The organism is Burkholderia sp. BE17 (assembly GCF_009362305.1).
Classification (GTDB): domain Bacteria; phylum Pseudomonadota; class Gammaproteobacteria; order Burkholderiales; family Burkholderiaceae; genus Burkholderia; species Burkholderia pyrrocinia_C.
Genome location: NZ_WHNU01000010.1, coordinates 52545 through 76375 on the forward strand (window position 1 = coordinate 52545; position 23831 = coordinate 76375).

Annotated in this window: 19 protein-coding genes and 1 tRNA gene; 13 read left to right on the forward strand and 7 right to left on the reverse strand. The window is 66.8% G+C overall.

Annotated elements, in window-relative coordinates; all coding sequences use genetic code 11:
- Window positions 1-41 precede the first annotated feature (41 nt).
- On the reverse strand, window positions 42-584 hold the full coding sequence (locus GD429_RS10975; RefSeq protein WP_152856966.1) for an NYN domain-containing protein: 543 nt from the start codon (window positions 582-584) through the stop codon (window positions 42-44).
- Between the two features lie 589 nt (window positions 585-1173).
- Here GD429_RS10975 and GD429_RS10980 point away from each other — a divergent pair.
- Window positions 1174-1611, forward strand: a complete 438-nt coding sequence (locus GD429_RS10980) for a hypothetical protein (protein WP_050376386.1) — start codon at window positions 1174-1176, stop codon at window positions 1609-1611.
- 67 nt (window positions 1612-1678) lie between these two features.
- Here GD429_RS10980 and GD429_RS10985 read toward each other — a convergent pair whose 3' ends face one another.
- The 3 genes from GD429_RS10985 to GD429_RS10995 form a co-directional block, all read right to left on the reverse strand.
- Complete coding sequence (locus GD429_RS10985) at window positions 1679-2923, reverse strand: tyrosine-type recombinase/integrase (protein WP_152856967.1); 1245 nt, start codon at window positions 2921-2923, stop codon at window positions 1679-1681.
- Window positions 2924-3096: 173 nt separating this feature from the next.
- A tRNA-Val gene (locus tag GD429_RS10990) sits at window positions 3097-3171 on the reverse strand.
- Window positions 3172-3253: 82 nt separating this feature from the next.
- Window positions 3254-3736: an Lrp/AsnC family transcriptional regulator gene (locus GD429_RS10995; RefSeq protein ID WP_152856968.1), complete on the reverse strand. Its 483-nt coding sequence runs from the start codon at window positions 3734-3736 to the stop codon at window positions 3254-3256.
- 191 nt (window positions 3737-3927) lie between these two features.
- Between GD429_RS10995 and GD429_RS11000 the strand changes: the two genes are divergently transcribed.
- The 4 genes from GD429_RS11000 to GD429_RS11015 all read left to right on the forward strand — a co-directional run bounded on the left by GD429_RS11000 (window position 3928) and on the right by GD429_RS11015 (window position 8212).
- Window positions 3928-5142 carry an amino acid aminotransferase gene (locus GD429_RS11000; RefSeq protein WP_152857043.1) on the forward strand — a complete coding sequence of 405 codons (1215 nt, stop codon included), beginning with the start codon at window positions 3928-3930 and terminating at the stop codon, window positions 5140-5142.
- 31 nt (window positions 5143-5173) lie between these two features.
- The gene (locus GD429_RS11005; RefSeq protein ID WP_152856969.1) at window positions 5174-5560 is read left to right on the forward strand and encodes a RidA family protein; all 387 of its coding nucleotides are present in this window, start codon (window positions 5174-5176) and stop codon (window positions 5558-5560) included.
- A gap of 71 nt (window positions 5561-5631) precedes the next feature.
- Complete coding sequence (locus GD429_RS11010; RefSeq protein WP_415748933.1) at window positions 5632-6702, forward strand: porin; 1071 nt, start codon at window positions 5632-5634, stop codon at window positions 6700-6702.
- Window positions 6703-6793: 91 nt separating this feature from the next.
- Window positions 6794-8212 (forward strand): amino acid permease, encoded by a 1419-nt coding sequence (locus GD429_RS11015; protein WP_152856970.1) that lies wholly within the window; start codon window positions 6794-6796, stop codon window positions 8210-8212.
- Between the two features lie 33 nt (window positions 8213-8245).
- Here GD429_RS11015 and GD429_RS11020 read toward each other — a convergent pair whose 3' ends face one another.
- A complete protein-coding gene (locus GD429_RS11020) occupies window positions 8246-9148 on the reverse strand; it encodes a LysR substrate-binding domain-containing protein (protein WP_152856971.1) in 903 nt (300 codons plus the stop codon).
- 173 nt (window positions 9149-9321) lie between these two features.
- Between GD429_RS11020 and GD429_RS11025 the strand changes: the two genes are divergently transcribed.
- The 3 genes from GD429_RS11025 to GD429_RS11035 all read left to right on the forward strand — a co-directional run bounded on the left by GD429_RS11025 (window position 9322) and on the right by GD429_RS11035 (window position 13793).
- Complete coding sequence (locus GD429_RS11025) at window positions 9322-11073, forward strand: acyl-CoA dehydrogenase family protein (protein ID WP_152856972.1); 1752 nt, start codon at window positions 9322-9324, stop codon at window positions 11071-11073.
- Window positions 11070-12278, forward strand: coding sequence for a CaiB/BaiF CoA transferase family protein (locus GD429_RS11030; protein WP_152856973.1), 1209 nt, complete (start codon window positions 11070-11072; stop codon window positions 12276-12278). The genes GD429_RS11025 and GD429_RS11030 overlap by 4 nt, the downstream gene beginning before the upstream one ends.
- 102 nt (window positions 12279-12380) lie before the next feature.
- Window positions 12381-13793, forward strand: a complete 1413-nt coding sequence (locus GD429_RS11035; protein WP_152856974.1) for an MFS transporter — start codon at window positions 12381-12383, stop codon at window positions 13791-13793.
- A gap of 114 nt (window positions 13794-13907) precedes the next feature.
- Here GD429_RS11035 and GD429_RS11040 read toward each other — a convergent pair whose 3' ends face one another.
- Both GD429_RS11040 and argA read right to left on the reverse strand, forming a co-directional pair.
- Entirely contained in the window at window positions 13908-14183 is a 276-nt protein-coding gene (locus GD429_RS11040) for an oxidative damage protection protein (protein ID WP_006478357.1), read from the reverse strand.
- A gap of 51 nt (window positions 14184-14234) precedes the next feature.
- The gene (argA, locus tag GD429_RS11045; RefSeq protein ID WP_034183531.1) at window positions 14235-15614 is read right to left on the reverse strand and encodes an amino-acid N-acetyltransferase; all 1380 of its coding nucleotides are present in this window, start codon (window positions 15612-15614) and stop codon (window positions 14235-14237) included.
- Between the two features lie 23 nt (window positions 15615-15637).
- Between argA and hrpA the strand changes: the two genes are divergently transcribed.
- The 5 genes from hrpA (at window position 15638) to GD429_RS11070 (ending at window position 23746) form a co-directional block, all read left to right on the forward strand.
- A complete protein-coding gene (hrpA, locus tag GD429_RS11050; protein ID WP_152856975.1) occupies window positions 15638-19834 on the forward strand; it encodes an ATP-dependent RNA helicase HrpA in 4197 nt (1398 codons plus the stop codon).
- A gap of 180 nt (window positions 19835-20014) precedes the next feature.
- Complete coding sequence (locus GD429_RS11055) at window positions 20015-21004, forward strand: beta-propeller fold lactonase family protein (RefSeq protein WP_152856976.1); 990 nt, start codon at window positions 20015-20017, stop codon at window positions 21002-21004.
- A 16-nt stretch (window positions 21005-21020) separates the two neighbouring features.
- Entirely contained in the window at window positions 21021-21995 is a 975-nt protein-coding gene (locus tag GD429_RS11060; protein WP_152856977.1) for a sterol desaturase family protein, read from the forward strand.
- Between the two features lie 111 nt (window positions 21996-22106).
- Window positions 22107-22934 (forward strand): EI24 domain-containing protein, encoded by an 828-nt coding sequence (locus GD429_RS11065; RefSeq protein ID WP_152856978.1) that lies wholly within the window; start codon window positions 22107-22109, stop codon window positions 22932-22934.
- Window positions 22931-23746 carry a competence/damage-inducible protein A gene (locus GD429_RS11070; protein WP_152856979.1) on the forward strand — a complete coding sequence of 272 codons (816 nt, stop codon included), beginning with the start codon at window positions 22931-22933 and terminating at the stop codon, window positions 23744-23746. Before GD429_RS11065 ends, GD429_RS11070 begins: the two co-directional genes overlap by 4 nt.
- Window positions 23747-23831 lie beyond the last annotated feature (85 nt).

Consider the following 23831-nt stretch of genomic DNA (forward strand, 5'->3'; position numbering starts at 1 on the left):
GTTCTTTCGTGCCGCTTGCCGTTCCACAAGCGCTCAACAGGTTAGATGCGAAGATTTTCGAGGTATTCGTCAAGCGGAATGAACTTCGATGCGGCGGCAATCAATTCCTTGGCCGCGTGGCTCCAGAATACGACCTGAACCGAATATCCGTCAGCTTTAAGTTCATTGATCGTCGGCACATAATCAGCATCGCCTGCAACTAGTACAAAGGTGTCTGTTTTGGGATCGCCGTTTTTGTATGCATCTTTTGTAAGTAGCGTGGCAATCCCGGTGTCGATCTTCTTCTCTTTGTTCTTGACATTCCGGTCTTCCAGATGCAACTCGAACCCCGCCTTCTCCGCATGCTGCCAAATTGAATCATTCGGCGGCGGGCGCGAACCAAAGAGCGCGGCTCGCTTGATGTTGCCCAAATCTTTCCCAGTCAGGAACTCGTGGAGCTTCCCGAAGCTGATCGTATAACCATGATCGAAAATTCCGTCATCCATAGCCTCTCGAATCGTGCGGGCAAGTCCTTGTTTAACAGCACTCACCCGTCGCCCTTCGATGTAGAGATTCGAGTTATCGATATAAATGTAGTCAGCCATACGGTTCTCCTCGTTCGATTTTTACAAACACATTGTTACCGAGCTACGGGTTGGTACTCTAGCGCATGTGGGGGCTCCTTCACTATCAATTCCGCTAACGCGGGCGACCCGGTACCCGAGGGTCCCCGTTGAGCGTGCGAGCGATGGGTCGTTCCTCGCCGGCTATTCCTAGGTGTTCGGCCGCAATTGATTGAAGATGCAGGAAAACGCGGAATTTCTCGATTCTTCGGCGTAACGTTTTGTTTCGCTAGCTACGAGGCAGCGCGCGGTGAGGGAGACCGATTTCAGGCGTTTTAAGCGGTCGACGTGCACGCTCATAACCCGCCTTATGCGCGGCCCTCGTGCGAGACGGACAGCGCCCGCGTGACGGGTCTGCACGGCGTCGTGACGCCCCCACTAGGGGAGGGGCAATCCCTGACCGGATCGCGCCGGAGATCGTGGCGCAAAGCGAATTTTTACCGCCGCGAAATTAAGCACGGGCGTGCTAAATCTGTAGTCGCCGAGTGCGCCGGCCGGGCGGGTACGCTGGAATGCGCAGTTTGTCGCTTAAACTTTCGGATAGGCGCGGGGGCGCATAAGGAGAGTCGCAATGAACGCCTTGCTGACCGGCGTCGTTACGGGTTGTTTGGCGATTGTAGGGGTCATCCTAACGTCATATTTGACTCGGAAACGAGAGCATGACGCGGACTGGCGCAAAACGAAGTTGGAACACTATCGAGAGTACGTCGCGGCACTTTCCGGCGTAATCGAGGGTAGAAGCATCCCGGCGGCTGCCCATGAGCGGTATGCCGATGCGCTGAACGCGTTGGCGCTCGTCGCATCGGGCGAAGTTCTCGCGGCTTTATATGCGTACCAAGACGAAACAACCTATCGCAACGCAGACCGAAGCCGAGCAACGCACGACAGGCGGTTGAACGACTTGCTGCGCGCGATGCGGGACGATGTTCAACCGAACACAGGTAAGGGCGTTGAACTGCCTCCGTTCCGTTTGATAGGCGTGCCGCCGCTTACCTATGCGGATGCATAGCGACGAGAGTTCGGCCGAATCGACGGCACCTTCGCTTGGACGTAGGCGAGTAGTGGAAACCGACCGCTTACCGTGCCGATGCACTTATCGGGATAACTTCCGCGCCCGCCTTGAGTCGGTCGAGATAGTCCGCCCATTTCTGCATCATTTCGCGGCGCTGCGGAAGGAAGGTCGTTCGATTGTACGCGCGTCCGAGCGGGTCTTTCACGGTATGGGACAGTTGTGATTCGATCACCTCGACCGCGACACCGAGCACTTCGACCATGATGGTACGCGCCATCGCTCGGAAGCCGTGACCGGTGATTTCGGTGCGTGTATCGTAGCCGAGCCGGCGCAGCGCGGCGTTAATCGTTGCCTCGCTCATCGGTCGATTCCTGTCGCGTGCCCCGGGGAATACATAACGACCGCCGCCGGTCAACGCGTGCAATTCGTGAAGGATGGCGACGGCCTGATCGGGTAGGGGCACGATATGCGCTCCGCCGTCCATCTTGGCCGCCTTGTTGCGTTTCATGCGTGTGCCATCAATCTCCCACGTCGCGTTATCCAAGTCGATTTCAGACCATTCAGCGGCACGCAACTCGCCCGGGCGACGGAACAGCATCGGCGCGAGCTTGAGCGCGCAGTGAACCGGAAACGTTCCGCCGAAAGCGTCGAACGCTCGCAGCAACTCGCCGACCTTGCCGGGGTCAGTGATGGCCGCGAAATGTTTTTGTTGGATCGGCGGAAGTGCGCCACGAAGGTCGGCCGTTACGTCGCGCGTTGCGCGACCGGTTGCGACGGCATATCGGAATACTTGGCCGCAGTTCTGTTTCGCCCGGTGGGCCGTGTCGAGCGTTCCGCGTGCTTCGATCCTGCGGATAACGTCGAACACCTCGGCCGGCTGAATTTCGGAGATAGGGCGCTTCCCGAGCCACGGGAACACATCGTTTTCGAAGCGGGCGATGATCTTGCTCGAATGGCTTGTTGCCCATCCGGGCGAATGCTTGTTGAACCATTCGCGCGTAACGGCTTCGAAGCTCGTCGCGGCGGCGAGGCGGGCGGCGCGCTTGTCCGCCTTCTTCGCTTCGCCGGGATCGATACCGGCCGCCAGCTTCTCGCGGGCGTCATCGCGCTTCTTGCGCGCCGCTTGTAGCGATACGTCCGGATAGACGCCGAACGCGAGCAACTTTTCCTTACCGGCGATTCGGTACTTGAACCGCCAGTAGCGCCGTCCTGCTGGCGTGACGAGTAGGAACAAACCGCCGCCGTCAAACAGCTTCTGCGGCTTGTCGCCGGCCCTAGCGTTCTTGATTGCGATGTCGGTGAGCGGCATGGGGGTATCTCCGAGCGGAGGCGCAGCATTTCGCGGCGCGTACCCCTAAAAATACCCCTACATACCCCCGGCTGCCGTTGGCGTTTTCCGGAATTCCCTGGAATGAAAAAACCCGCTAAGCCTTGCAGCTAAGCGGGTTTCGGGATGTTCCGAGAACACCCCGGAATATTCTTTGGTGGGCGGTACTGGGATCGAACCAGTGACCCCTGCCGTGTGAAGGCAGTGCTCTACCGCTGAGCTAACCGCCCAAAGAAGCTGAAATTATGTCAGAGCTTTTGGGGTTCGTAAAGCCCTTTCTGCAAATTTTTTTCAGATCCGCGCAACGATCCGTCAGCCGGCCATCGACGGCTCGACGAGATCGAGGATCGACCCGTCGCGCTTGAGCGTCGCGAGCACGATGCTCGAGTTGATCGACATCACACCCGCCGCGCGGTGCAGCCGGTTGATCACGAAGTCCGAGTAGTGATCGAGGTCGCGCGCGCGAACCGTCAGCACGTAGTTCGATCCACCTGTGACGATCTGCGCCGCGATGACTTCCGGCCACTGCTGGATCGCCTCGACGAACCGGTCGTGCCACTCGGGCACGTCCGGCCGCATCGATACATGCACGAGCGCCTCGAACGCGACGCCGACCTTCTTCGGCTCGATCGTGCAGCGATACCCCGCAATGGCGCCGCGTTCCTCGAGCAGCTTCACGCGCCGCAGGCATGCCGACGGCGACAGCGCGACCGCGTTCGCTAGGTCCTGATTGCTGATCCGTCCGTCACGTTCGAGGTGCCGGAGGATCCGCATGTCGGTTCGATCCAGAGCCATTTCGCAGAATCCGGTGAATTTGGAGATAGGAATCGCAGACTCTACTGCAATCGAGCCGGCTCGTCATCGAAAAGTGAAGCTCATTCTATTTCGTCCTCGATAACATGCGCCCCATGTCTCGATCGCACGGCCTGACGCAACGCGATGCCGCCGGTCGTGCCGCCGCCTTCAACCTTTACCGTCATTCCGCCATGTACGAACACATTCCCGCCTATCCGGGCGATCCGATCCTGTCGCTGTTCCAGGCGTTCCAGCAGGATGCGCATCCGCACAAGGTCAACCTGAGCATCGGCCTCTACTACGACGACGCGGGCCGGATTCCGGTGCTCGACAGCACGCGCATCGCGGCCGGGCGCGTGCGTGAAGCCGGTGCGCCGCACACGTATCTGCCGATGGAAGGGCTCGCCGACTACCGGCAGGGCGTGCAGCGTCTCGTGTTCGGCGACGATTGCGCGGCGCTCGCGGAAGGGCGCATCGCGACGCTGCAGACGCTCGGCGGATCGGGCGCGATCCGGCTCGGCGCGGAATTCGTGAAGCGCTATTTCCCCGACAGCGCGATCTGGATCAGCGACCCGACGTGGGACAACCACCGCGTGATCTTCTCGGCGGCCGGCCTCGATGTGCACACGTATCCGTATTACGACGAAGCGCGCAACGACATCCGCGTCGACGCGATGCTCGCGACGCTCGACGCGTTGCCGGCGCGCAGTGTCGTGCTGCTGCAGCCGTGCTGCCACAACCCGACAGGGCTCGACCTCGATCGCGATGCATGGCGCGCGGTGATCGACGTGCTCGCGCGGCGCGGGCTGATTCCGTTCCTCGACATGGCGTACCAGGGTTTCGGCGACGGTCTCGCCGACGACGCTTGGGCCGTGCGCGCGATCGTCGATGCGGGGCTGCCGGCGATCGTCGGCAACTCGTTCTCGAAGAACTTCTCGCTGTACGGCGAGCGCGTCGGCGGGTTGTCGATCGTCTGCGCGAACGCGGGCGAGGCCGCGACGGTGCTGAGCCAGTTGCAGGCGGGCGTGCGCCGCACCTATTCGAGCCCGCCGCTGTTCGGTGCGCAGCTCGTGTCGACGGTGCTGAACGACGACACGCTGCGCGCGTGCTGGGAAGGCGAAGTCGCGCAGGTGCGCACGCGCATCAAGCGGATGCGCGGTGAACTGAAGGCGCGGCTCGATACGTGCCTGCCGGCACGCGCGTTCGACGCGCTCGTCGCGCAGCGCGGCATGTTCAGCTACACGGGCATCGGCGCGGCCGACGTGGACCGGCTGCGGGCATCGCACGGCGTTTATCTGCTGCGCTCGGGCCGTATGTGCATCGCGGGCCTGAACGACGCGAACGTCGACCATGTCGCGAACGCGATCGCCGACGTGCTCGGTGGCGCGTCGCGTCGGGCCGCCTGAGCGTCCCGATCCCGATCAGAAGGAGGACACGATGGCTGAAACGATCCCGGTCGACTTGCCGCAGCTCGCGCAACCGTTCTCGTGGGCGACCCGCGCGGGCGGGCTGATGTTCACCGGTCACGGGCCGGTCGATGCGTCCGGCGCGATCGTCGGCGACACGATGGCCGAGCAGGCGCGCATCACGCTCGCGAATCTCGCGAAGGCCGTCGCGGCGGCCGGCGCGACGATGGACGATGTCGCGCAGGTGCTCGTCTACCTGTCCGACGTGAAGGCGATGCCCGAATTCGACGCCGAATACCGGCGCCACTTCCGCGAACCGTATCCGAACCGTACGTGTGTCGGCGTGCAGGGTTTCGCGCATCCGGCGATGCGCGTCGAGCTCGTCGCGTACGTCGCGTTGCCCGCGGCGCGCACCTAGCAGGAACACCGCGTTGCGCGGTGGGCAGTTACCACAATCATCGAGAAACGAGAACAGGACTGGAGGAGAACATGAAGAGGATTTATCGATTCGCACTGCCAATGGTGGCGGGCACGCTCGCCGCGAGCGGCGCGATGGCGCAGAGCAGCGTGACGCTGTACGGCATCGTCGACCAGAGCATCCGCTACACGACGCATGCCGACGCGTCGAACGACGCAAGCGTGCAGATGACCAACGGCGCGATCACGAACAGCCGCTGGGGGCTGAAGGGCAGCGAAGCGCTCGGCGGCGGGCTGCAGGCGATCTTCCGGCTCGAGAGCGGCTTCGAGCCGCAGAACGGGCAGCTCGACGGCGCGCTGTTCGGCCGCTACGCGTATGTTGGCGTCGCGAGCGACTGGGGCACCGTGAAGCTCGGCCGCCAGGCGACCGAGGCGTTCAACCTGTTCGGCGACCTCGATCCGCTGACGGTCGGCAACTACACGGCCAACATGTGGCCGTACTTCCTCACGCAAGGCCGCGCGAGCAACGTCGTCAGCTACGACGGCACGTTCGGCGGGCTGAACGTCGGCGCGAGCTACGGCTTCGGCGGCGTCGCGGGCAGCCTGGGCGCGAATGCATACTGGGGCACGCACGTGTCGTACACGCAGGGCGGATTGATGGTCGGCGCGACGTACCAGCAGGTGCGCGACCTGAAGAGCCGTGCGCAGCAGGCGTGGGGCGCTGGCGCGCGCTACGCGTTCGGCGCGGCGACGCTGTACGCGGGTTATCTCGGCGGCGTCGACCGTTCGGGCGTGCTCGACGAGGCGCTGCTGACCGCGCCGGGCCGCCAGGTGAGCTACGGGTCGTTCGCGGACAACCCGCGCCGCGACGCGATCTTCTACACGGGCGCGAGCGTCAAGGTCACGCCGGCCGTGTCGGTGACGGGCGTCGCGTATTACGACGACATCCGCAACGTCAACGGCATCGCCGGCAACGGCGGCAAGCGCTATACGGGCGTGCTCGAGGCCGAGTACGCGCTGTCGAAGGCGACGCAGGTTTATGCGACGGTCGACTACAACCGCGTCACGGGCGGCGCGTTCACCGAGATGCCGGGCCGCGGCAACCAGACGGGCATCGCGGCCGGTGTGCGCCACATGTTCTGAGCGCGCGGCGCGCGGCGGCCGGCCGGACCGGCGCCGTGCCGCGCGCCATCGGCGCTTCGACCAGACAATCGCTTTCGAACGAGGTCATTCAATGCAACCTGAAGGGCAATTCCAGCACATCGCGGCGCGCGAGCAAGGTTTGCGCCGCACGCTTTCCGCACGGCAGATGGCGATGATCGCGATCGGCGGCGCGATCGGCACCGGTCTCTTTCTCGGCAGCGGCTTCGCGATCGGCTTCGCGGGCCCGAGCGTGCTCGTCAGCTACGCGATCGGCGCGTTCATCTCGCTGCTGCTGATGGGCTGTCTCGCCGAGATGACGGTCGCGCATCCGACATCCGGTTCGTTCGGCGCGTACGCCGAACATTACGTGAGCCCGTGGGCAGGGTTTCTCGTGCGCTACGCGTACTGGGCGTGCATCGTGCTCGCGGTCGGCACCGAAGTCACCGCGATCGCGTTGTACATGAAGTACTGGTTCCCCGGCGTGCCGGGCTGGCTGTGGATCGTCGGTTTCTCGGCGCTGCTGGTGTTCGTCAACGCGCGCAGCGTCGACGTGTTCGGCGCGGTCGAATACGGCTTCTCGGTCGTGAAGATCGCGGCGATCGTCGGCTTCATCATGCTCGGCGCGTATGTCGTGTTCGGCAATCCGGGGCTGGTCGGCGACGGCGCGGCACGCGCGGGCTTCCACCATTACACGGATCGCGGCGGCTTCTTCCCGAAGGGCGTGTGGGGGATGTGGGTCGCGGTGATCGTGTCGATCTTCAGCTACCTGAGCATCGAGATGATCGCGGTCGCGGCCGGCGAAGCGGAGGATCCCGAGCACGCGGTCACGCGTGCGTTCCGCTCGACGATCGTGCGGCTCGTGCTGTTCTATCTCGTCACGCTCGCGCTGATGCTCGCGATCGTTCCGTGGACGGCGGCGGGGCGTGACGAAAGCCCGTTCGTGAAGGTGATGGAGGCGATCCACCTGCCGGGCGCGGCCGGGCTGATCAACTTCGTCGTGCTGGTTGCCGCGCTATCCGCGATGAACAGCCAGCTCTACATCACGACGCGGATGATGTTCAGCCTGTCGCGCGCGGGGCATGCGCCGAAGGCGCTCGGCGAAGTGAACGCGCGCGGCGTGCCGTTCGGCGCGCTGATGCTGTCGACGCTCGGCATCGCGCTCGCGACGGTGCTGAGCGTGCTGTATCCGGACGCGTCGTTCACGATCATGATGGCGGTGTCGATGTTCGGCGCGCTGTTCACGTGGATGATGATCTTCGTCACGCATTACTGCTTCCGGCGGCGCCGCGCGGCGCTCGGCCTGCCGGCGCCCGCATTCCGGATGCGCGGCTTTCCGCTGCTGACGCTGCTCGGCGCGGGGCTGATGCTCGCGGTGATGGTGACGACCTACTTCACGGCCGAATTCCACATGACGCTGATCTTCGGCATTCCGTTCCTGATCGCGCTGTCGGTCGTGTACGCGGTCTGGTATCGGCGTGCGCAGCCGGTGCTGCAGCCTGAAGCGAAGTAGCGAAGTAGCGAAGCAGTGGAGCCGTGCTCCTGCTCAGCCCGCGAGCGCGGGCAGCGCGTCGATCGATGCGCGCACGTAGTCGGCGAAGCGCAGCGCCACCGGTTCGGCGGTGCCGCTGCGCTTCAGCGCGAGCGTGCGCGATTCGAGCGACGCGTCCTTCAGCGGCCGGAACGCGAGCCGGTCGCTTTTCACCTGCTGCAGCACGCGCGGCACCAGCGCGATGCCCATCCCGAACTCGACCATCGACAGGATCGTCTGCCACAGCCGCGCCTCGTGGCGGATCAGCGGGCTGAATCCCGCGTTCACGCACTGCGCGATGATCAGGTCGTGATAGTGCGGCGCGGCGTCGCGTGGAAACAGGATGAACGGTTCCGCCGCGAGCGCGGCGACCGCGAGCTGCCTGCGGCGCGCGAGCGGATGCGCGGCCGGCAGGCAGCATACGAACGGCTCCGCATAGACGGGCGCCGATTCGACCTCGGGCGGGAAGTGGCCCCAGTGCGCATAACCGAGATCGATCTGGCCGCGCTGGATCGCCTGCACCTGCGCGTGCGTATTCATCTCGCTCAGCACGACCTCGACGCCGGGGTAGTCGGCCTCGAAGCGCCGCACCGCATCGGGCAGCCCGCGATACAGCATCGAATGGACGAAGCCGATCCGCAGCCGGCCCGCGAGGCCCGACGCGGAGCGCACCGTCAGGCGCTCGGCCTCGGCCGCCTGCAGCAGCAGCCGGCGCGCTTCGCCGAGCAGCACTTCGCCCGCGTTGGTCAGCGCGACGGTCTTGTTGGTGCGCGAGAAAAGCTGCACGCCGAGCGATTCCTCGAACTTGCGGATGTCGAAACTCAGCGCCGGCTGCGAGATGAACAGGCGTTTCGCCGCGCGCCCGAAATGCAGCTCCTCGGCGACCGCCACGAAGTAGCGCAACTGCCTCAGTTCCATGGTGTCTCCTCCCGGCGTCGGCATCGATAAGCGATATCTATCGTACCGGATAAATCCTGTATTGGACGCTTATCGATCGCGCGCCTACGCTCAGCGGAAGGCTTTGCACAGGGCCGGCCGGGCGCCGCGGCGTCAGGTCCGGCCGACGTGCCGGCAACCCAGGAGACACACGCATGAACGACACCGCCCGCACGCCGGATACCGGCGCATCCAACATCCCCGACAGCCGGGGCATCGATTTCTTCACCGCCGATCCCGATCTCGGCGCGTTGCTGAAGCTGCATCTCGGCGACGCGCTTTATGCCGAACTCGAGCCGCAGCTCCGTGCGCTCGGCGCGCGCGTGTCGGGCGAGCTCGACGAATGGGCGTCGCGTGCGGACAAGCACCCGCCCGTGCTCGAGCACCGCAACCGGCGCGGCGAGGCCGTGCAGCGGATCGACAAGGATTCCGCGTATGTCGCGCTCGAACGCGTCGCGTATTCTGAGCTCGGGCTCGCGTCGTTGAGCCACGGTTCTGAATCCGTGCCGCCGCTCGTCAAGTACGCGCTGACGTTCCTGTTCGTGCAGGCGGAATTCGGGCTGTGCTGCCCGGTCAGCATGACCGATTCGCTGACGCGCACGCTGCGCCGCTTCGGCGATCCGGCACTCGTCGCGCGTTACCTGCCGATGCTTGCGTCGCGCGATTTCGACACGCTGTACCAGGGCGCGATGTTCATGACCGAGCAGGCGGCCGGCTCCGACGTCGGCCGCATCGCGACGCGTGCAGTGCGCGAGACCGACGCGCACGGCGAGACCGTCTGGCGCCTGACGGGCGACAAGTGGTTCTGCTCGAACGCGGATGCCGATCTCGCGATGGTGCTCGCGCGGCCCGACGGCGCGCCGGACGGTATCAAGGGCCTCGCGCTGTTCCTGCTGCCGAAGACGCTGCCGGACGGCACGCGCAACCGTTACCGGATCGTGCGCTTGAAGGACAAGCTCGGCAGCCGGTCGATGGCGAGCGGCGAGATCGCGCTCGAAGGCGCGCAGGCCTACCTGATCGGCGAGATCGGCCGCGGTTTCCACCAGATGGCCGACATGATCAACATGTCGCGGTTGTCGAACGGCGTGCGCGCGGCCGGGCTGATGCGGCGGGCGCTGAACGAGGCGCTGCACGTCGCCGCGCATCGCGAGGCCTTTGGCCGCAAGCTGATCGAGATGCCGCTGATGCAGCGCCAGTTGATGAAGATGCTGCTGCCGGCCGAGGCCGCGCGCGCGATGTTCATGCAGATCGCACTGCTGCTGCCGCAGGCCGATGCGGGCGACGAGCAGGCCGCGCGCTGCGTGCGGATCCTGACGCCGCTGATCAAGTTCCGCGCGTGCCGCGATGCGCGCCGCGTGACGGGCGACGCGATGGAAGTGCGCGGCGGCACCGGCTACATCGAAGAGTGGAGCGACGCGCGGGTCGTGCGCGATGCGCATCTCGGCTCGATCTGGGAAGGCACGAGCAACATCGTCGCGCTCGACGTCGCGCGGGCCGCGCAGCGCGAGCACGCGCTCGATGCGCTGCGCGCGTTCCTCGGCGACCGGCTCGGCGCGGCGCCGCTGCCCGACGCGAGCCGCGAGGCGCTGCGGCGCGTTCTCGCGCGCGCATGCGACGCGCTCGCGCGGGTCGCGGCGGAAGGCGACGATTCACGCGTGCGGCAGGCCGCATCCGCGCTGTACTACACGAGCGCGGCCGTGCTGATGGCCTGCGAGGGCGTGCGGCTCGCGCCGGATTTCCGGCGCCTCGCGCTCGCGCACCTGATCGTGCGCCACAAGCTGTTGCCGGTCGATCCGCTCGCGCCTGCGTCGCGCGACGACGATTCGGCCGCATACGACGCGCTGCTGCGCGGTACGCCGATCGCGCTCGACACGGCGCTCGACCTGCTGCCGGAGGTCGAACGATGAACGCGACGCGAGGTGCGCTGGACGGCCTGAAGGTCGTCGACCTGAGCCGCGTGCTCGGTGGCCCGTACTGCACGCAGGCGCTGGCCGACCACGGCGCGACGGTGGTCAAGATCGAGCCGCCGGCCGGCGACGAGACGCGCGGCTGGGGGCCGCCGTTCCTCGGCGATACCGCGTGGTACTTCATGGGCGTCAACCGCAACAAGGAAGGGCTCGCGCTCGACCTGTCGCACGAAGAAGGGCGCGCGATCCTGTGGCGCCTGCTCGAAGACGCCGACGTGCTCGTCGAGAACTTCAAGCCCGGCACGCTCGCGCGCTGGGGGATGGACTATGCGCGTGACCTGCAGCCGCGCTTCCCGCGCCTGATCCACTGCGCGGTGACGGGCTTCGGCGCGGACGGTCCGCTCGGCGGGCTGCCCGGTTACGACGCGGTGATCCAGGCGATGGCGGGGCTGATGAGCGTCAACGGCGAGCGCGACGGCGACGCGACGCGCATCGGTTTGCCGATCGTCGACATGGTCACGGGGCTCAACGCGCTCGCGGGCATCCTGCTGGCGCTCGCGGAGCGCGAGAAGAGCGGGTGCGGGCAGTCGATCGATATCGCGCTGTACGACTGCGGTGTGTCGCTGCTGCATCCGCACCTGCCGAACTTCTTCGGCTCGGGGCGCGTACCGGCGCGCAGCGGCAACGCGCATCCGAACATCGCGCCATACGACAGCTACCGCACGGCGACCGTGCCGATCTTCCTCGCGGTCGGCAACGACCGGCAGTTCGCGCGGCTCGCCGTGCATCTCGGCGCGCCGACGCTCGCGGCCGATCCGCGCTTCGTCGACAACCGCAGCCGCTGCGCGCACCGGCCCGAGCTGAAGGCCGAACTGGAGGCGCGGCTCGCCGCGCACGCGTGCGAGCCGCTCGCGCGCGACCTGATGGCGGCGGGCGTGCCGTGCGGGCCGGTGCGAACGGTGGCCGACGTCGCGCACGATCCGCATGCGCTGCACCGGAACCTGTTCGTCGAGATCGGTGGGTATCGCGGCACCGCGTCGCCGGTGAAGCTGTCGCGCACGCCGGCCACCTACCGAACACCGCCGCCCGCGCTCGGCCGCGACACGCGCGCGGTGCTCGATCGGCTCGGCGTCGATCGCGCGCTTCAGCAGCAACTGCTCGATGCCGGCGTGCTGAAAACGGCACCCGGCCAGGCGCCCGACTAGGCGCCGCCGACCGACACAACGCCGCCGGCCGGCGGCGCAATGCCGGCCACCCGGGAAAGGCGCGCGGCAGTCGCGCCCCCGAACACCAACCTGGAGACATCGATGAGCCGTCCGCAATCCCCGCCCTCCGCGCAACCGCGGCCTGGCCGCGCCGCCTTCGCGGCGTTCGTCGGCACCACGATCGAGTGGTACGACTTCTACATCTACGGCACGGCCGCGGCGCTCGTGTTCGGCAAGGTGTTCTTTTCGAGCACGATGGACCCCGGCGTCGCGACGCTGCTCGCGTTCGTCACGTTCTGGGCCGGCTTCGCCGCGCGGCCGCTCGGCGGGATCGTATTCGGGCATCTCGGCGATCGCGTCGGCCGCAAGACCGCGCTCGTGATCACGCTGGTGATGATGGGCCTCGCGACGACCGGCATCGGCCTGCTGCCGGGTTATGCGCAGATCGGCGTATGGGCGCCGGCCGGCCTCGTCGTGCTGCGCGTGCTGCAAGGCATCGCGGTCGGCGGCGAGTGGGGCGGCGCGGTGCTGATCGCGAGCGAGAACGCGCCGAAGCACCGCAGCATCCTGTACGCGGCGTTCGCGCAGCAGGGCTCGCCCACCGGCAACCTGCTCGCGACGGCCGCGTTCTTCGCGCTGAGTGCGCTGCCGACGCCGTCCTTCCTGATGTGGGGCTGGCGCATTCCGTTCCTGCTGTCGGCCGTGCTCGTGATCATCGGCATGGTGATCCGGCTGAAGCTCGAGGAATCGGCCGACATGCAGCGCGTGCTCGCACGCAAGCGCACGGTGAAGCTGCCGCTGCGCGACGTCGTGCGCGATCACTGGGTGGTCGTGCTGCTCGCGGCCGGCACGTTGCCGGTGATCAACGTCACGTATTTCCGCAGCACGTTCGCGCTGTCGTGGGCGACCAAGGAGCTCGGCTACGCGCAGGGTACGTTCCTCGGCATCCTGTCGATCTCGCTCGTCGTGCAGTTCCTGATGCAGCCGGTCGGTGCATGGTTCGTGTCGAAGGTCGACATGCGGCGCGCGATGTGCTGGATCCTGATTCCGGAAATCGTGCTGATGCCCGTGATGTTCCATGCGCTCGCGACAGGCTCGTACTGGGTGGCCGTCGCGGGCATGTGCATCTCGACGATTCCGTCCGCGATGTTCTACGGCGCGGTCGGCGGCGTGCTCGCGCGCGTGTTTCCGGCGAACATTCGCTATACGGGCCTGTCGCTCGCGTATCAACTGAGCGCGCTCGTCGTCGGCGGCGGTACGCCCGTGCTCGCGCAGGCGATCCTCAATGCGACGGGCAGCATCGTCGGCGTCGCGGTCGCGTCGGGGCTTTACGCGCTCGTGTCGCTCGTCTGCATGCTGGCGCTGCTGAACCGCACCGGGTATCGCGCCGACGAGCTGTCGACCGCCGAGCGCAGCGACGCGGCCGAATGGGGTGCCGAAGGCGGAAGCGCAGAAAGCGCGAGCGACGGGCCGCAGCAGCCGGGCGACGGCGGCGCGCTGAAACCGGCCGGTTGAGTCGCGCTGATCGATCGACCGCGTCCCCAAACGAAAAACGGCACCGTGCGAGACACGGTGCCGTTTTCCCTCCATCACGCGGCCGGCAGGCGGCCGGCTCCGTGCATCACGTCATCAGCCTTCCGTCGGCGGCACGTAGCCGGACGCCTGGTCCGCGCCGTCGCCGAAGAAGTACTTCTCGGTCTGCTTCATCAGGTACTGGCGTGCCCGCGGGTCGGCCATGTTCAGGCGGTTTTCGTTGATCAGCATCGTCTGCTGCTTGAGCCAGCCCTGCCATGCTTCCTTCGAGACGCTTTCATAGATGCGCTTGCCGAGTTCGCCCGGCAGCGGCGGGAAATCGAGACCTTCGGCTTCCTTGCCGAGCTTCGCGCATTGAATCATACGGGCCATCGTGTACTTCTCCTGTAATCGGACTGGGGGAGGGCGGGCGTCTTGCGCCGCTCAGAGCTGTTTCATCAGCACGAGCGACTTGCGCTGCCAGTTATAGAGTTTGCGGCGGTCTTCCGGCAGGTCGTCGACGCTGACCTTGACGAAGCCGCGCTTGAGGAACCAGTGCTCGGTGCGCGTCGTGAGCACGAAGATGTGCGTGAGGCCGCGCGCGCGAGCACGCTGCTCGATGCGCTTGAGCAGGCGTTCGCCGTCGCCCGAGCCCTGCGCTTCCGGCGCGACCGTCAGGCACGCCATCTCGCCGATCTTCTCCTGCTGGTACGGATACAGCGCCGCGCAGCCGAACAGCACGCCATCGTGCTCGATCACCGAGAAGTGGTCGATATCGCGTTCGATCTGGTGGCGGCCGCGCCGCACCAGCGTGCCGTCCGATTCGAGCGGCTCGATCAGCGACAGGATGCCGCCGACGTCGTCCGGCGTCGCTTCGCGCAGGCTTTCGAGGTTCTCGTACGAGATCATCGTGCCGACGCCGTCGTGCAGGAACAGTTCGAGCAGCATGCTGCCGTCGAGCGATTGCGGGATCAGGTGCGCACGCGTCACGCCGCCGCGGCACGCGCGGATCGAGTGCTTCAGGAAGAACGCGTCGTCGCCCTGGATGTTGCCGGAATCGAGCAGCTCGGCCGCCGCGTCGAGCGACATTTCGCGGATCAGCCCGCCTTCGTCGTCGACGATGCCGGGGCCGTCGGTCAGGAACACGATCTTGTCGGCGCGCAGCGCGATCGCGGCGGCCGACGCGACGTCTTCCATCGACAGGTTGAACGCCTCGCCGGTCGGCGAGAAACCGAGCGGCGACAGCAGCACGAGCTTGCGGCTCGCGAGCGAATGGCGGATCGATTCGGCGTCGATCTTGCGCACGATGCCCGTATGCGCGAAATCGACCCCGTCGAGAATCCCCACCGGCCGCGCGGTCACGAAGTTGCCCGACACGACGCTGATGTGCGCGTGCGCCATCGGCGAGTTCGGCAACCCCTGGCTGATCGCGGCCTCGATGTCGAGACGCACTTCGCCGGCCGCTTCCTTCGCGGATTCGAGCGCGCGCGCATCGGTGATGCGCAGGCCGTGCGAAAACTCGGATTCGACACCATGCAGGCTCAACTGCTCCTCGACCTGCGGGCGCGAGCCGTGCACGAGCACGATCTGGATGCCCATCGCCTGCAGCAGCGCGATGTCGGACACGAGCGCGTTCAGCAGCCCCTGCTGCACCACCTCGCCGCCGAACCCCACGACGAACGTGCTGTTGCGGAACTTGTGGATATAGGGCGCGACGGAGCGCATCCAGTCGACGAACTGCGCGTGGCTGACGGCCGAATCGTCGGCGGCCGGCGGCGTCGCGGCGCCGGTCTGGGCGGGAGGGAGGTCGGTTTGGGAATTCATGGGCGGGATTATAATGCGCCCCCATGTCGAATGTACCTAAAAGTCCCGCGCCGACGCGGGCCAAAGCGCCGTCGGCCCGGCACCCGGATGGTGCGGCCGATGCGCGCGAGCAGCAGGGCCGGCCGCCGCGCCAGCAGCAGGAAAAGCAGGCGGACCAGCCGTCGCGCGGGCCGCGCGGCGACGAACGCCGCGGCGATGCGCGCCAGCCGGCCACGACGAACGCGCCCGATGCACGCCCCCCGCGCCGCGAGCGTCCGCCGCGCGCCGCCGTCGCGCCCAATCCCGTCCCGCCGATCAGCTACCCCGAAAGCCTGCCCGTGTCGGGCAAGCGCGACGAAATCGCGCGCGCGATCGCCGGTCATCAGGTCGTCATCGTCTGCGGCGAAACGGGCTCGGGCAAGACCACGCAGTTGCCGAAGATCTGTCTCGATCTCGGCCGCGGCCTCGGTGCCGGCGGCACGGGCCTGATCGGCCATACGCAGCCGCGCCGGCTGGCCGCGTCGTCGACCGGCCGCCGGATCGCCGAGGAGCTCGGCACGCCGTTCGGCGAGGTGGTCGGCTACAAGGTGCGCTTTACCGACAACCTCGCGCCGGGCGCGTCCGTGAAGCTGATGACGGACGGCATCCTGCTCGCGGAGACGCAGACCGACCCGCTGCTGAAGGCGTACGACACGCTGATCATCGACGAGGCGCACGAGCGCAGCCTGAACATCGACTTCCTGCTCGGCTACCTGAAGGAAATCCTGCCGAGGCGGCCGGACCTGAAGCTGATCGTCACGTCCGCGACGATCGACGCCGATCGCTTCGCGCGCCATTTCGGCACCGACGAGCGCCCGGCGCCCGTGATCGAGGTGAGCGGGCGGTTGTATCCGGTCGAGATGCGCTACCGCCCGGTGGCCGAGGATCGCCCGGCCGTGAAGAATGCCGAAGGCACGGCCGGCCGCGACCGCGTGAAGACCGCGCGCGAGGCCGAGCGCGACCTGATGGACGCGATCGTCGACGCGGTCGACGAGCTGTGCCGCGAGGGCTCCGGCGACGTGCTGGTGTTCCTGCCCGGCGAGCGCGAGATTCGCGAGGCGGCCGAGGCGCTGCGCAAGCACCATCCGCCGCACACCGAGATCCTGCCGCTGTTCGCGCGGCTCTCGGCGGCCGACCAGGACAAGGTGTTCAAGGCGTCGAACGCGCGCCGCATCGTGCTCGCGACCAACGTCGCCGAAACGTCGCTGACGGTGCCGGGCATCCGCTATGTCGTCGACACCGGTCTCGCGCGCGTGAAGCGCTATTCGTACCGGAACAAGGTCGAGCAACTGCAGGTCGAGTCGATCTCGCAGGCCGCCGCGAACCAGCGCGCGGGCCGCTGCGGCCGCGTGGCCGACGGCGTCTGCATCCGCTTGTACGAGGAAAGCGACTACCAGGCGCGCGTGCGCTTCACCGATCCGGAAATCCTGCGCTCGTCGCTCGCGTCGGTGATCCTGCGGATGAAGTCGCTGCACCTGACGGCGATCGAATCGTTCCCGTTCCTCGAACCGCCGCCGGGCCGCGCGATCGCGGACGGCTACCAGTTGCTGAACGAGCTCGGTGCGGTCGACGACGACAACGCGCTGACGCCGCTCGGCCGCGAACTCGCGCGGCTGCCGCTCGACCCGCGCGTGGGCCGGATGATTCTCGCCGCGCGCGACCAGCAGTCGCTGCGCGAGGTGCTGATCATCGCGAGCGCGCTGTCCGTGCAGGACCCGCGCGACCGGCCGATCGAAGCGCAGGAGCAGGCCGACCAGGCGCACCGCCGGTTCGCCGACGAGCGTTCCGAATTCCTGCAGTGGCTGAAGATCTGGGCGTGGTTCGAAGAGGCCGTCGCGCACAAGAAGTCGAACCGCCAGCTCGTCGACGCGTGCCGGCAGAACTTCCTGTCGCACCTGCGGCTGCGCGAGTGGCGCGACGTTCATTCGCAGTTGCTGACCGTCGTGCGCGAGCACGGCTGGCGGCTCAACGAAGTCGAGGCGACCTACGAACAGGTTCATCTGGCCCTGTTGACGGGCCTGCTCGGCAACCTCGGCCTGAAGGCCGACGACGATCCGCACTATCTCGGCGCGCGCGGGATCAAGTTCTACCTGTGGCCGGGCTCCGTGCTCGCGAAGAAGGCCGGCCGCTGGGTGATGGCGGCCGAGCTCGTCGAGACCAGCCGGCTGTACGCGCGCTGCCTCGCGAAGATCGAGCCCGAATGGATCGAGAAGATCGGCGCGCACCTGCTGAAGAAATCGCTGTCTGAGCCGCACTGGGAAAAGCGCCCGGCGCAGGTCAGCGCGTACGAGCGCGCGACGCTGTACGGGCTGCCGATCTACCACCGCCGGCGCGTCGCGTTCGGCAAGCAGGATCCGGCGCGTGCGCGCGAGCTGTTCATCCGCGGCGCGCTGGTCGAAGGCGAGTTCGACACGAAGCTCGCGTTCTTCGCGCACAACCGCAAGCTGCTCGCCGACATCGAGCAGCTCGAGCACAAGTCGCGCCGGCAGGACGTGCTGGTCGACGACGAGCTGATCTACGCGTTCTACGACCAGGCGATTCCGGAAGGGATCCACACGGGCGTCGCGTTCGAGCGCTGGTATCGCGACGAGGTGAAGCAGGGCGGCCAGCCCGAGGACAAGCTGCGGCTGCTGTACCTGTCGCGCGACGACCTGATGCGCCACGAGGCGGCCGGCGTGACGACCGAGCTGTTCCCGAAGCGCGCGACGATGGCCGGCGTCGAGATGGCGCTCACGTACCACTTCGAGCCTGGCACGCCGCGCGACGGCGTGACGCTCGCGGTGCCGCTGTATGCGCTGAACCAGGTCGACGCGCGCCGCTGCGAGTGGCTCGTGCCGGGGATGCTGAAGGAAAAGGTGCAGTTGCTGCTGAAGTCGCTGCCGCAGAAGCTGCGCCGCCACTGCGTGCCGCTGCCCGAGTATGCGGCCGGCTTCGTCGAGCGGATGGGTCGCGAGCGCTTCGGCGCGGGCGGGCTCGTCGAGGCGCTGATCGCCGACGTGCGCGGCCAGACGCAGGTCGCGATGAAGACGGCCGATTTCAAGCTCGAGACGCTGCCCGCGCACCTGTTCATGAACTTCAAGGTGATCGACGAGCACGGCCGCCAGCTCGCGATGGGGCGCAATCTCGCGCAGCTTCGCCAGGAACTCGGCGCACAGGCGCAGCAGCAGTTCCAGAAGATCGCCGCGGCGTCGACGATCTCGACCGGCGGCGAGGCCGATGCCGGACCGGCAGCCGGCACGGCGCCGGCGCTGGCGCCTGCCGCCGCGGCCGGTGCCGCCGGCCGCGGCGCGAAGGCCGGCAAGGGCGCGGCGCCGCAGACGGCCGCTGCGGCGGAAGCCGGCGCGACGGCGCTGTACGAGAACCTGACGACGTGGAATTTCGGCAAGCTTCCCGAGCTGCTGGAAATCCGCCGGCGCGGCCAGACGCTGTACGGCTACCCGGCGCTCGTCGATCGCGGCACGCATTGCGACGTCGAGGTGTTCGATTCGCCGGAGGAGGCCGCGCGTATCCACCGGGCCGGCTTGCGGCGGCTGTTCGCGCTGCAGCTGAAGGAGCCGATCAAGTTCCTCGAGAAGAACCTGCCGGGCCTGCGCGAGATGGCGATGCAGTACATGTCGCTCGGCACGCAGGACGAACTGCGCGACCAGTTGATCGACACGGCGCTCGACCGCGCGTGCCTGCAGGACCCGCTGCCCGACGACGACGCGAGCTTCCACGCGCGGCGTGACGAGGGCCGCAGCCGCCTGAACCTGCTCGCGCAGGAAATCGCGCGGCTGGTCGGGCAGATCCTCGCCGAATACGCGGGTCTCGTGAAGAAACTCGCGCAGGCGAAGCCGTTCGCGCAGGCGCACGCCGATCTGCAGCAGCAGCTCGCCGCGCTGGTCGGCAAGCGCTTCGTGATCGACACGCCTTACGTGCAGCTTGCGCACTTCCCGCGCTACCTGAAGGGCATCGCGCTGCGGATCGACAAGCTGAAGGCCGATCCGGCGCGCGACGCGAAGCAGTCAGCCGACCTGCTGCCGCTTGCCCAGCAGTACCAGCGCGCGGTGTCGCAGCGCGGCGGCGTCGCCGACCCGCGGCTCGCGGAATTCCGCTGGCTGCTCGAGGAGCTGCGAATTTCGCTGTTCGCGCAGGAACTGCGCACGCCGATGCCGGTCTCTGTCAAGCGTCTGCACAAGGTCTGGGAGTCGATGCAGCGTTAGCGCAACATCGGTTTTCCGGGCCCGCACCGGCGGCCGGCCCCGGCCGCCCGCACGGCGCATGCCGCGCCGGCCTGTCCGGTCGCCGCGGCATGCGTCGAAGTGGCGCAACGCCGATTTCGGTCAACCGGCGAGGCCGGTTGAGCGTTTTACAATGACGGTTGTTCCACGACGTGAGTCTTCATGCGCACTTTCCTTTCCCTCGGCCGCACGCTCGCGCTGGCCGCCGCCGTACTGGCGCCCGCCGCACACGCGAATAACGTGATCGTCCTCAATTCGGCCGAAGCGACGCTTTCCCTGATCGATCAGCAGACCCGCATGGTCGTCGGCACGATGCCGACCGGCAAGGAGCCGCACCATCTGATGGCGGCGCCCGACAATTCGTCGCTGATCGTCGCGAATTCGGTCTCGAACAGCCTGATGTTCGTCGATCCGAAGACGGGCAAGCTGCAACGCACGGTCGAAGGCATCGAGGATCCGTACCAGCTCGGCTTCTCGCCCGATCACAAGTGGTTCGTGTCGACCGGGCTGCGCCTCGATCGCCTCGACATCTACAGCTACGACGGCCGTGACGTGAAGATCGCGAAACGCCTGCCGCTCGCGGTGATGCCGAGCCACCTCGCGTTTACGAAGGACAGCAAGACGGTGCTCGTGTCGCTGCAGGTGTCCGGCGAGATCGCGGCGGTCGACCTCGCTACCCAGACGGTCAAGTGGAAGATGCCGGTCGGCAAGGTGCCGGCGGGCCTGTGGCTCACGCCGGACGACAAGTACCTGCTCGTCGGGATGACGGGCGCCGATTACGTGGCGGTCGTCGACTGGCGCAACCAGAAGGTTGTGAAGACGATCCAGACCGGCAAGGGCGCGCACAACTTCCGCTCGCTCGCCGACGGCACGCACGTCGCGATCACGAATCGGGTCGCGAACACGATCAGCATCATCGACGAGAACACGCTCACCAACGTCGGCGACATCACCGGCCTGCTGCCGGGCCCCGACGACATGGAGCTGTCCGCCGACAAGAAGACGCTGTGGGTAACGTTCCGCTTCGCGAAGAAGGTCGGGATCATCGACCTGGCGTCGCGCAAGCTGGTGCAGACGATCTCCGTCGGCCGCTCGCCGCACGGCATCTACTTCTACGACCGCGCGCCGTGGAAGGCGGCAAACGGCGCGTAACGGGCGGGGGCGAACGATGCTGCACCTGATCGATGCGTTCGTGTCGGACATCCAGACCTGGCTGTACGTCGACGTCGTGCAGCCGCTCCTCTTCAAGTTCAACCTGATGGACTATGACGAGGACACCTACGACGCGCTGTACTGGGTGATCATCGGTGCGCTGCAGATGGTGCTGATGTTCGCGCTGCTGCGCCCGCTCGAGGCGCTGCTGCCGGTCGAGCGCTGGAAGAACCGCCGCGCGGTGCGCGTCGACGTGATCTATACGGCGATCTCGAAGCTCGGCATCTACACGCTGTTCTTCTTCTTCGCGCTGCAGCCGGTGTTCGACAACTTCCAGGCATGGCTGCGCCTGCACGGCGTCGCGAACTTCAACCTCGACTATCTGTGGCCGGGCGTGACCTCGAAGCCGATCGTCGCGTTCGCGATCTATCTCGTCGTGCTCGACTTCGCCGGCTACTGGTATCACCGCTGGCAGCACAAGTTCGGCATCTGGTGGGAGCTGCACGCCGTGCATCACAGCCAGCGGCAGATGTCGCTGTGGTGCGACGACCGCAACCACCTGCTCGACGACGTGATCCAGTCGTGCTTTTTCGCGTCGATCGCGCTCGTGATCGGCGTGACGCCGTCGCAGTTCGTCGTGCTGACCGCGTTCACGAACTTCATGCAGAGCATCCAGCATACGAATGCACGGCTGTCGTTCGGCTGGCTCGGCGAGCGCCTGCTCGTGAGCCCGATCTTCCACCGGCGCCACCACGCGGTCGGCTACGGCCACGAAGGCACCAAGTACGGCTGCAACTTCGGCGTGCTGTTCCCGTGGTGGGACATGATGTTCGGCACCGCGTCGTGGAACCGCACGGTCGAGCCGACCGGCATCCGCGAGCAGGTCGAGGGCGTGTCCTACGGCGAAGGCTTCTGGGCGCAGCACGGCCTCGCGTTCGTGCGGATTTTCCGGCGCCTGTTCCCCGCGAAGCGCGGCGCGGCGTCGGCCTGACCTGGTCACTCTCCCGTTGAGCGGCTCTCCCACGCGGCCCGCATGCGCTTTGGCGCATGCGGGCCGCGTGGTTTATCCTTTCCCCGTTTTTCTCCGTCCATACAGGCTCGCATGAACGATTTGCTGCGTTCCTTCATCCGGGCATTGGCGAGCGCATTGCATCCGCGCATGCTCTGGCTCACCCTGATGCCGTTCCTCGTCTCGGCCGTCCTGTGGGGCGTCCTGCTGTGGTTCACGTGGCAGACGCTGCTGGACCTCGCACGCGGCGCGCTCGACGGCTTCGTGCTGACGGCCGCACTGTATCGCGCGTTCGACATGATCGGCATGTCGCAACTGCATGCGGTCGTCGCGCCGTTCGTGGTCGTGTCGCTCGCGATCCCGCTGATCGTGCTGACCGTGCTGCTGCTGATCGCGACGATTTCGATGCCGGTCGTGATCAAGCACCTGTCGAACCGGCAGTTCGCGGCGCTCGAGGCGAAGCGGGGCGGCACCTTCTTCGGCAGCGTGTTCAATTCGCTGGGGGCGGCGCTGGCCGGCGTCGTCGTACTCGTCGTCACGATCCCGCTGTGGTTGATCCCGCCGTTCTTCGCGTTGCTGCCGCCGGTGATCTGGGGCTGGCTCACCTACCGCGTGATGACCTACGATGCGCTTGCGCTGCACGCGAGCCGCGCCGAGCGCCGCGCGCTCGTGCGGCAGCATCGCTGGCCGCTGATCGGCATCGGCGTCGCGACAGGGCTGCTCGGCACCGTGCCGACCTTCGTGTGGGTATCGTCGGTCTGGATGATGGTGCTGTTTCCGTTCGTCGCGGCGGCCATGATCTGGGTTTACGCTTTCATCCTCGTCTTCTCGGCGCTGTGGTTCGGGCACTATTGCCTGCGCGCGCTGGAGGACCTGCGCGCGAGCGCGCGCGCCACCGCAATCGACATGGGGCAGGCATGAGCATCGGCATCGTTATCATCGGCGACGAAATCCTCTCGGGCCGCCGGCAGGACAAGCATCTGGCGAAGGTCATCGAGTTGCTCGGCGCGCGCGGCCTCGCGCTCGACTGGGCCGAATACGTCGGCGACGATCCGGCGCGCATCACGGCGACGCTCGCACGCGCGATCGCGTCGGGCGACATCGTATTCTCGACGGGTGGCATCGGCGCGACGCCGGACGACCACACGCGCCAGTGCGCGGCCGCCGCGCTCGGCGTGCCGCTCGAATTGCATCCTGAAGCGAAGGTGCTGATCTCGGAGCGGATCCGCGAAACCCACGGCGATCCGGCCACGCCGGTCGACTTCGATTCGCCGGAGAACCAGCACCGCTTCAACATGGGCGTGTTCCCGGTCGGCGCGACGATCATCCCGAATGGCTACAACCGGATTCCCGGCTTCTCGGTCGGCGATCTGCACTTCGTGCCGGGCTTCCCGGTGATGGCCTGGCCGATGATCGAATGGGTGCTCGATACGAAATACGCGCACCTGCATCATGCGACGCCGCACGCGGAGCGTTCGCTGTACGTGTTCGAACTGCCGGAATCGACGCTCACGCCGCTGATGGAGCGCATCGAGCGCGACTTCCCGGGCGTGCGCGTGTTCAGCCTGCCGAGCGTGGGCGACGCGGAGCGGGGCGGCATCTACGCGCGCCGTCACATCGACCTCGGCGTGAAGGGCGAGCCGGAAGCGGTCGCGGCCGCGTTCGTGAAGCTGCGCGAAGGCGTGCACCTGCTCGGCGGCGATGTCGTCGAGCCCGACTCGCCGCGCGCCTGATCCTCCGCACCAAAAGCGACGGGTCGCGCAACGCTGCCCGTCATCGGCATGTCATCGCCCGGCTCGACGATGAGGTTGTCGCAAC

Excerpts from the sequence above, each read along its gene's own strand:
- GD429_RS10975 (WP_152856966.1), bottom strand. The coding sequence starts at position 584 with ATGGCTGACTACATTTATATCGATAACTCGAATCTCTACATCGAAGGG.
- GD429_RS10980 (WP_050376386.1), top strand. The coding sequence starts at position 1,174 with ATGAACGCCTTGCTGACCGGCGTCGTTACGGGTTGTTTGGCGATTGTA.
- GD429_RS10985 (WP_152856967.1), bottom strand. The coding sequence starts at position 2,923 with ATGCCGCTCACCGACATCGCAATCAAGAACGCTAGGGCCGGCGACAAG.
- GD429_RS10995 (WP_152856968.1), bottom strand. The coding sequence starts at position 3,736 with ATGGCTCTGGATCGAACCGACATGCGGATCCTCCGGCACCTCGAACGT.
- GD429_RS11000 (WP_152857043.1), top strand. The coding sequence starts at position 3,928 with ATGTACGAACACATTCCCGCCTATCCGGGCGATCCGATCCTGTCGCTG.
- GD429_RS11005 (WP_152856969.1), top strand. The coding sequence starts at position 5,174 with ATGGCTGAAACGATCCCGGTCGACTTGCCGCAGCTCGCGCAACCGTTC.
- GD429_RS11010 (WP_415748933.1), top strand. The coding sequence starts at position 5,632 with ATGAAGAGGATTTATCGATTCGCACTGCCAATGGTGGCGGGCACGCTC.
- GD429_RS11015 (WP_152856970.1), top strand. The coding sequence starts at position 6,794 with ATGCAACCTGAAGGGCAATTCCAGCACATCGCGGCGCGCGAGCAAGGT.
- GD429_RS11020 (WP_152856971.1), bottom strand. The coding sequence starts at position 9,148 with ATGGAACTGAGGCAGTTGCGCTACTTCGTGGCGGTCGCCGAGGAGCTG.
- GD429_RS11025 (WP_152856972.1), top strand. The coding sequence starts at position 9,322 with ATGAACGACACCGCCCGCACGCCGGATACCGGCGCATCCAACATCCCC.
- GD429_RS11030 (WP_152856973.1), top strand. The coding sequence starts at position 11,070 with ATGAACGCGACGCGAGGTGCGCTGGACGGCCTGAAGGTCGTCGACCTG.
- GD429_RS11035 (WP_152856974.1), top strand. The coding sequence starts at position 12,381 with ATGAGCCGTCCGCAATCCCCGCCCTCCGCGCAACCGCGGCCTGGCCGC.
- GD429_RS11040 (WP_006478357.1), bottom strand. The coding sequence starts at position 14,183 with ATGGCCCGTATGATTCAATGCGCGAAGCTCGGCAAGGAAGCCGAAGGT.
- argA (WP_034183531.1), bottom strand. The coding sequence starts at position 15,614 with ATGAATTCCCAAACCGACCTCCCTCCCGCCCAGACCGGCGCCGCGACG.
- hrpA (WP_152856975.1), top strand. The coding sequence starts at position 15,638 with ATGTCGAATGTACCTAAAAGTCCCGCGCCGACGCGGGCCAAAGCGCCG.
- GD429_RS11055 (WP_152856976.1), top strand. The coding sequence starts at position 20,015 with ATGCGCACTTTCCTTTCCCTCGGCCGCACGCTCGCGCTGGCCGCCGCC.
- GD429_RS11060 (WP_152856977.1), top strand. The coding sequence starts at position 21,021 with ATGCTGCACCTGATCGATGCGTTCGTGTCGGACATCCAGACCTGGCTG.
- GD429_RS11065 (WP_152856978.1), top strand. The coding sequence starts at position 22,107 with ATGAACGATTTGCTGCGTTCCTTCATCCGGGCATTGGCGAGCGCATTG.
- GD429_RS11070 (WP_152856979.1), top strand. The coding sequence starts at position 22,931 with ATGAGCATCGGCATCGTTATCATCGGCGACGAAATCCTCTCGGGCCGC.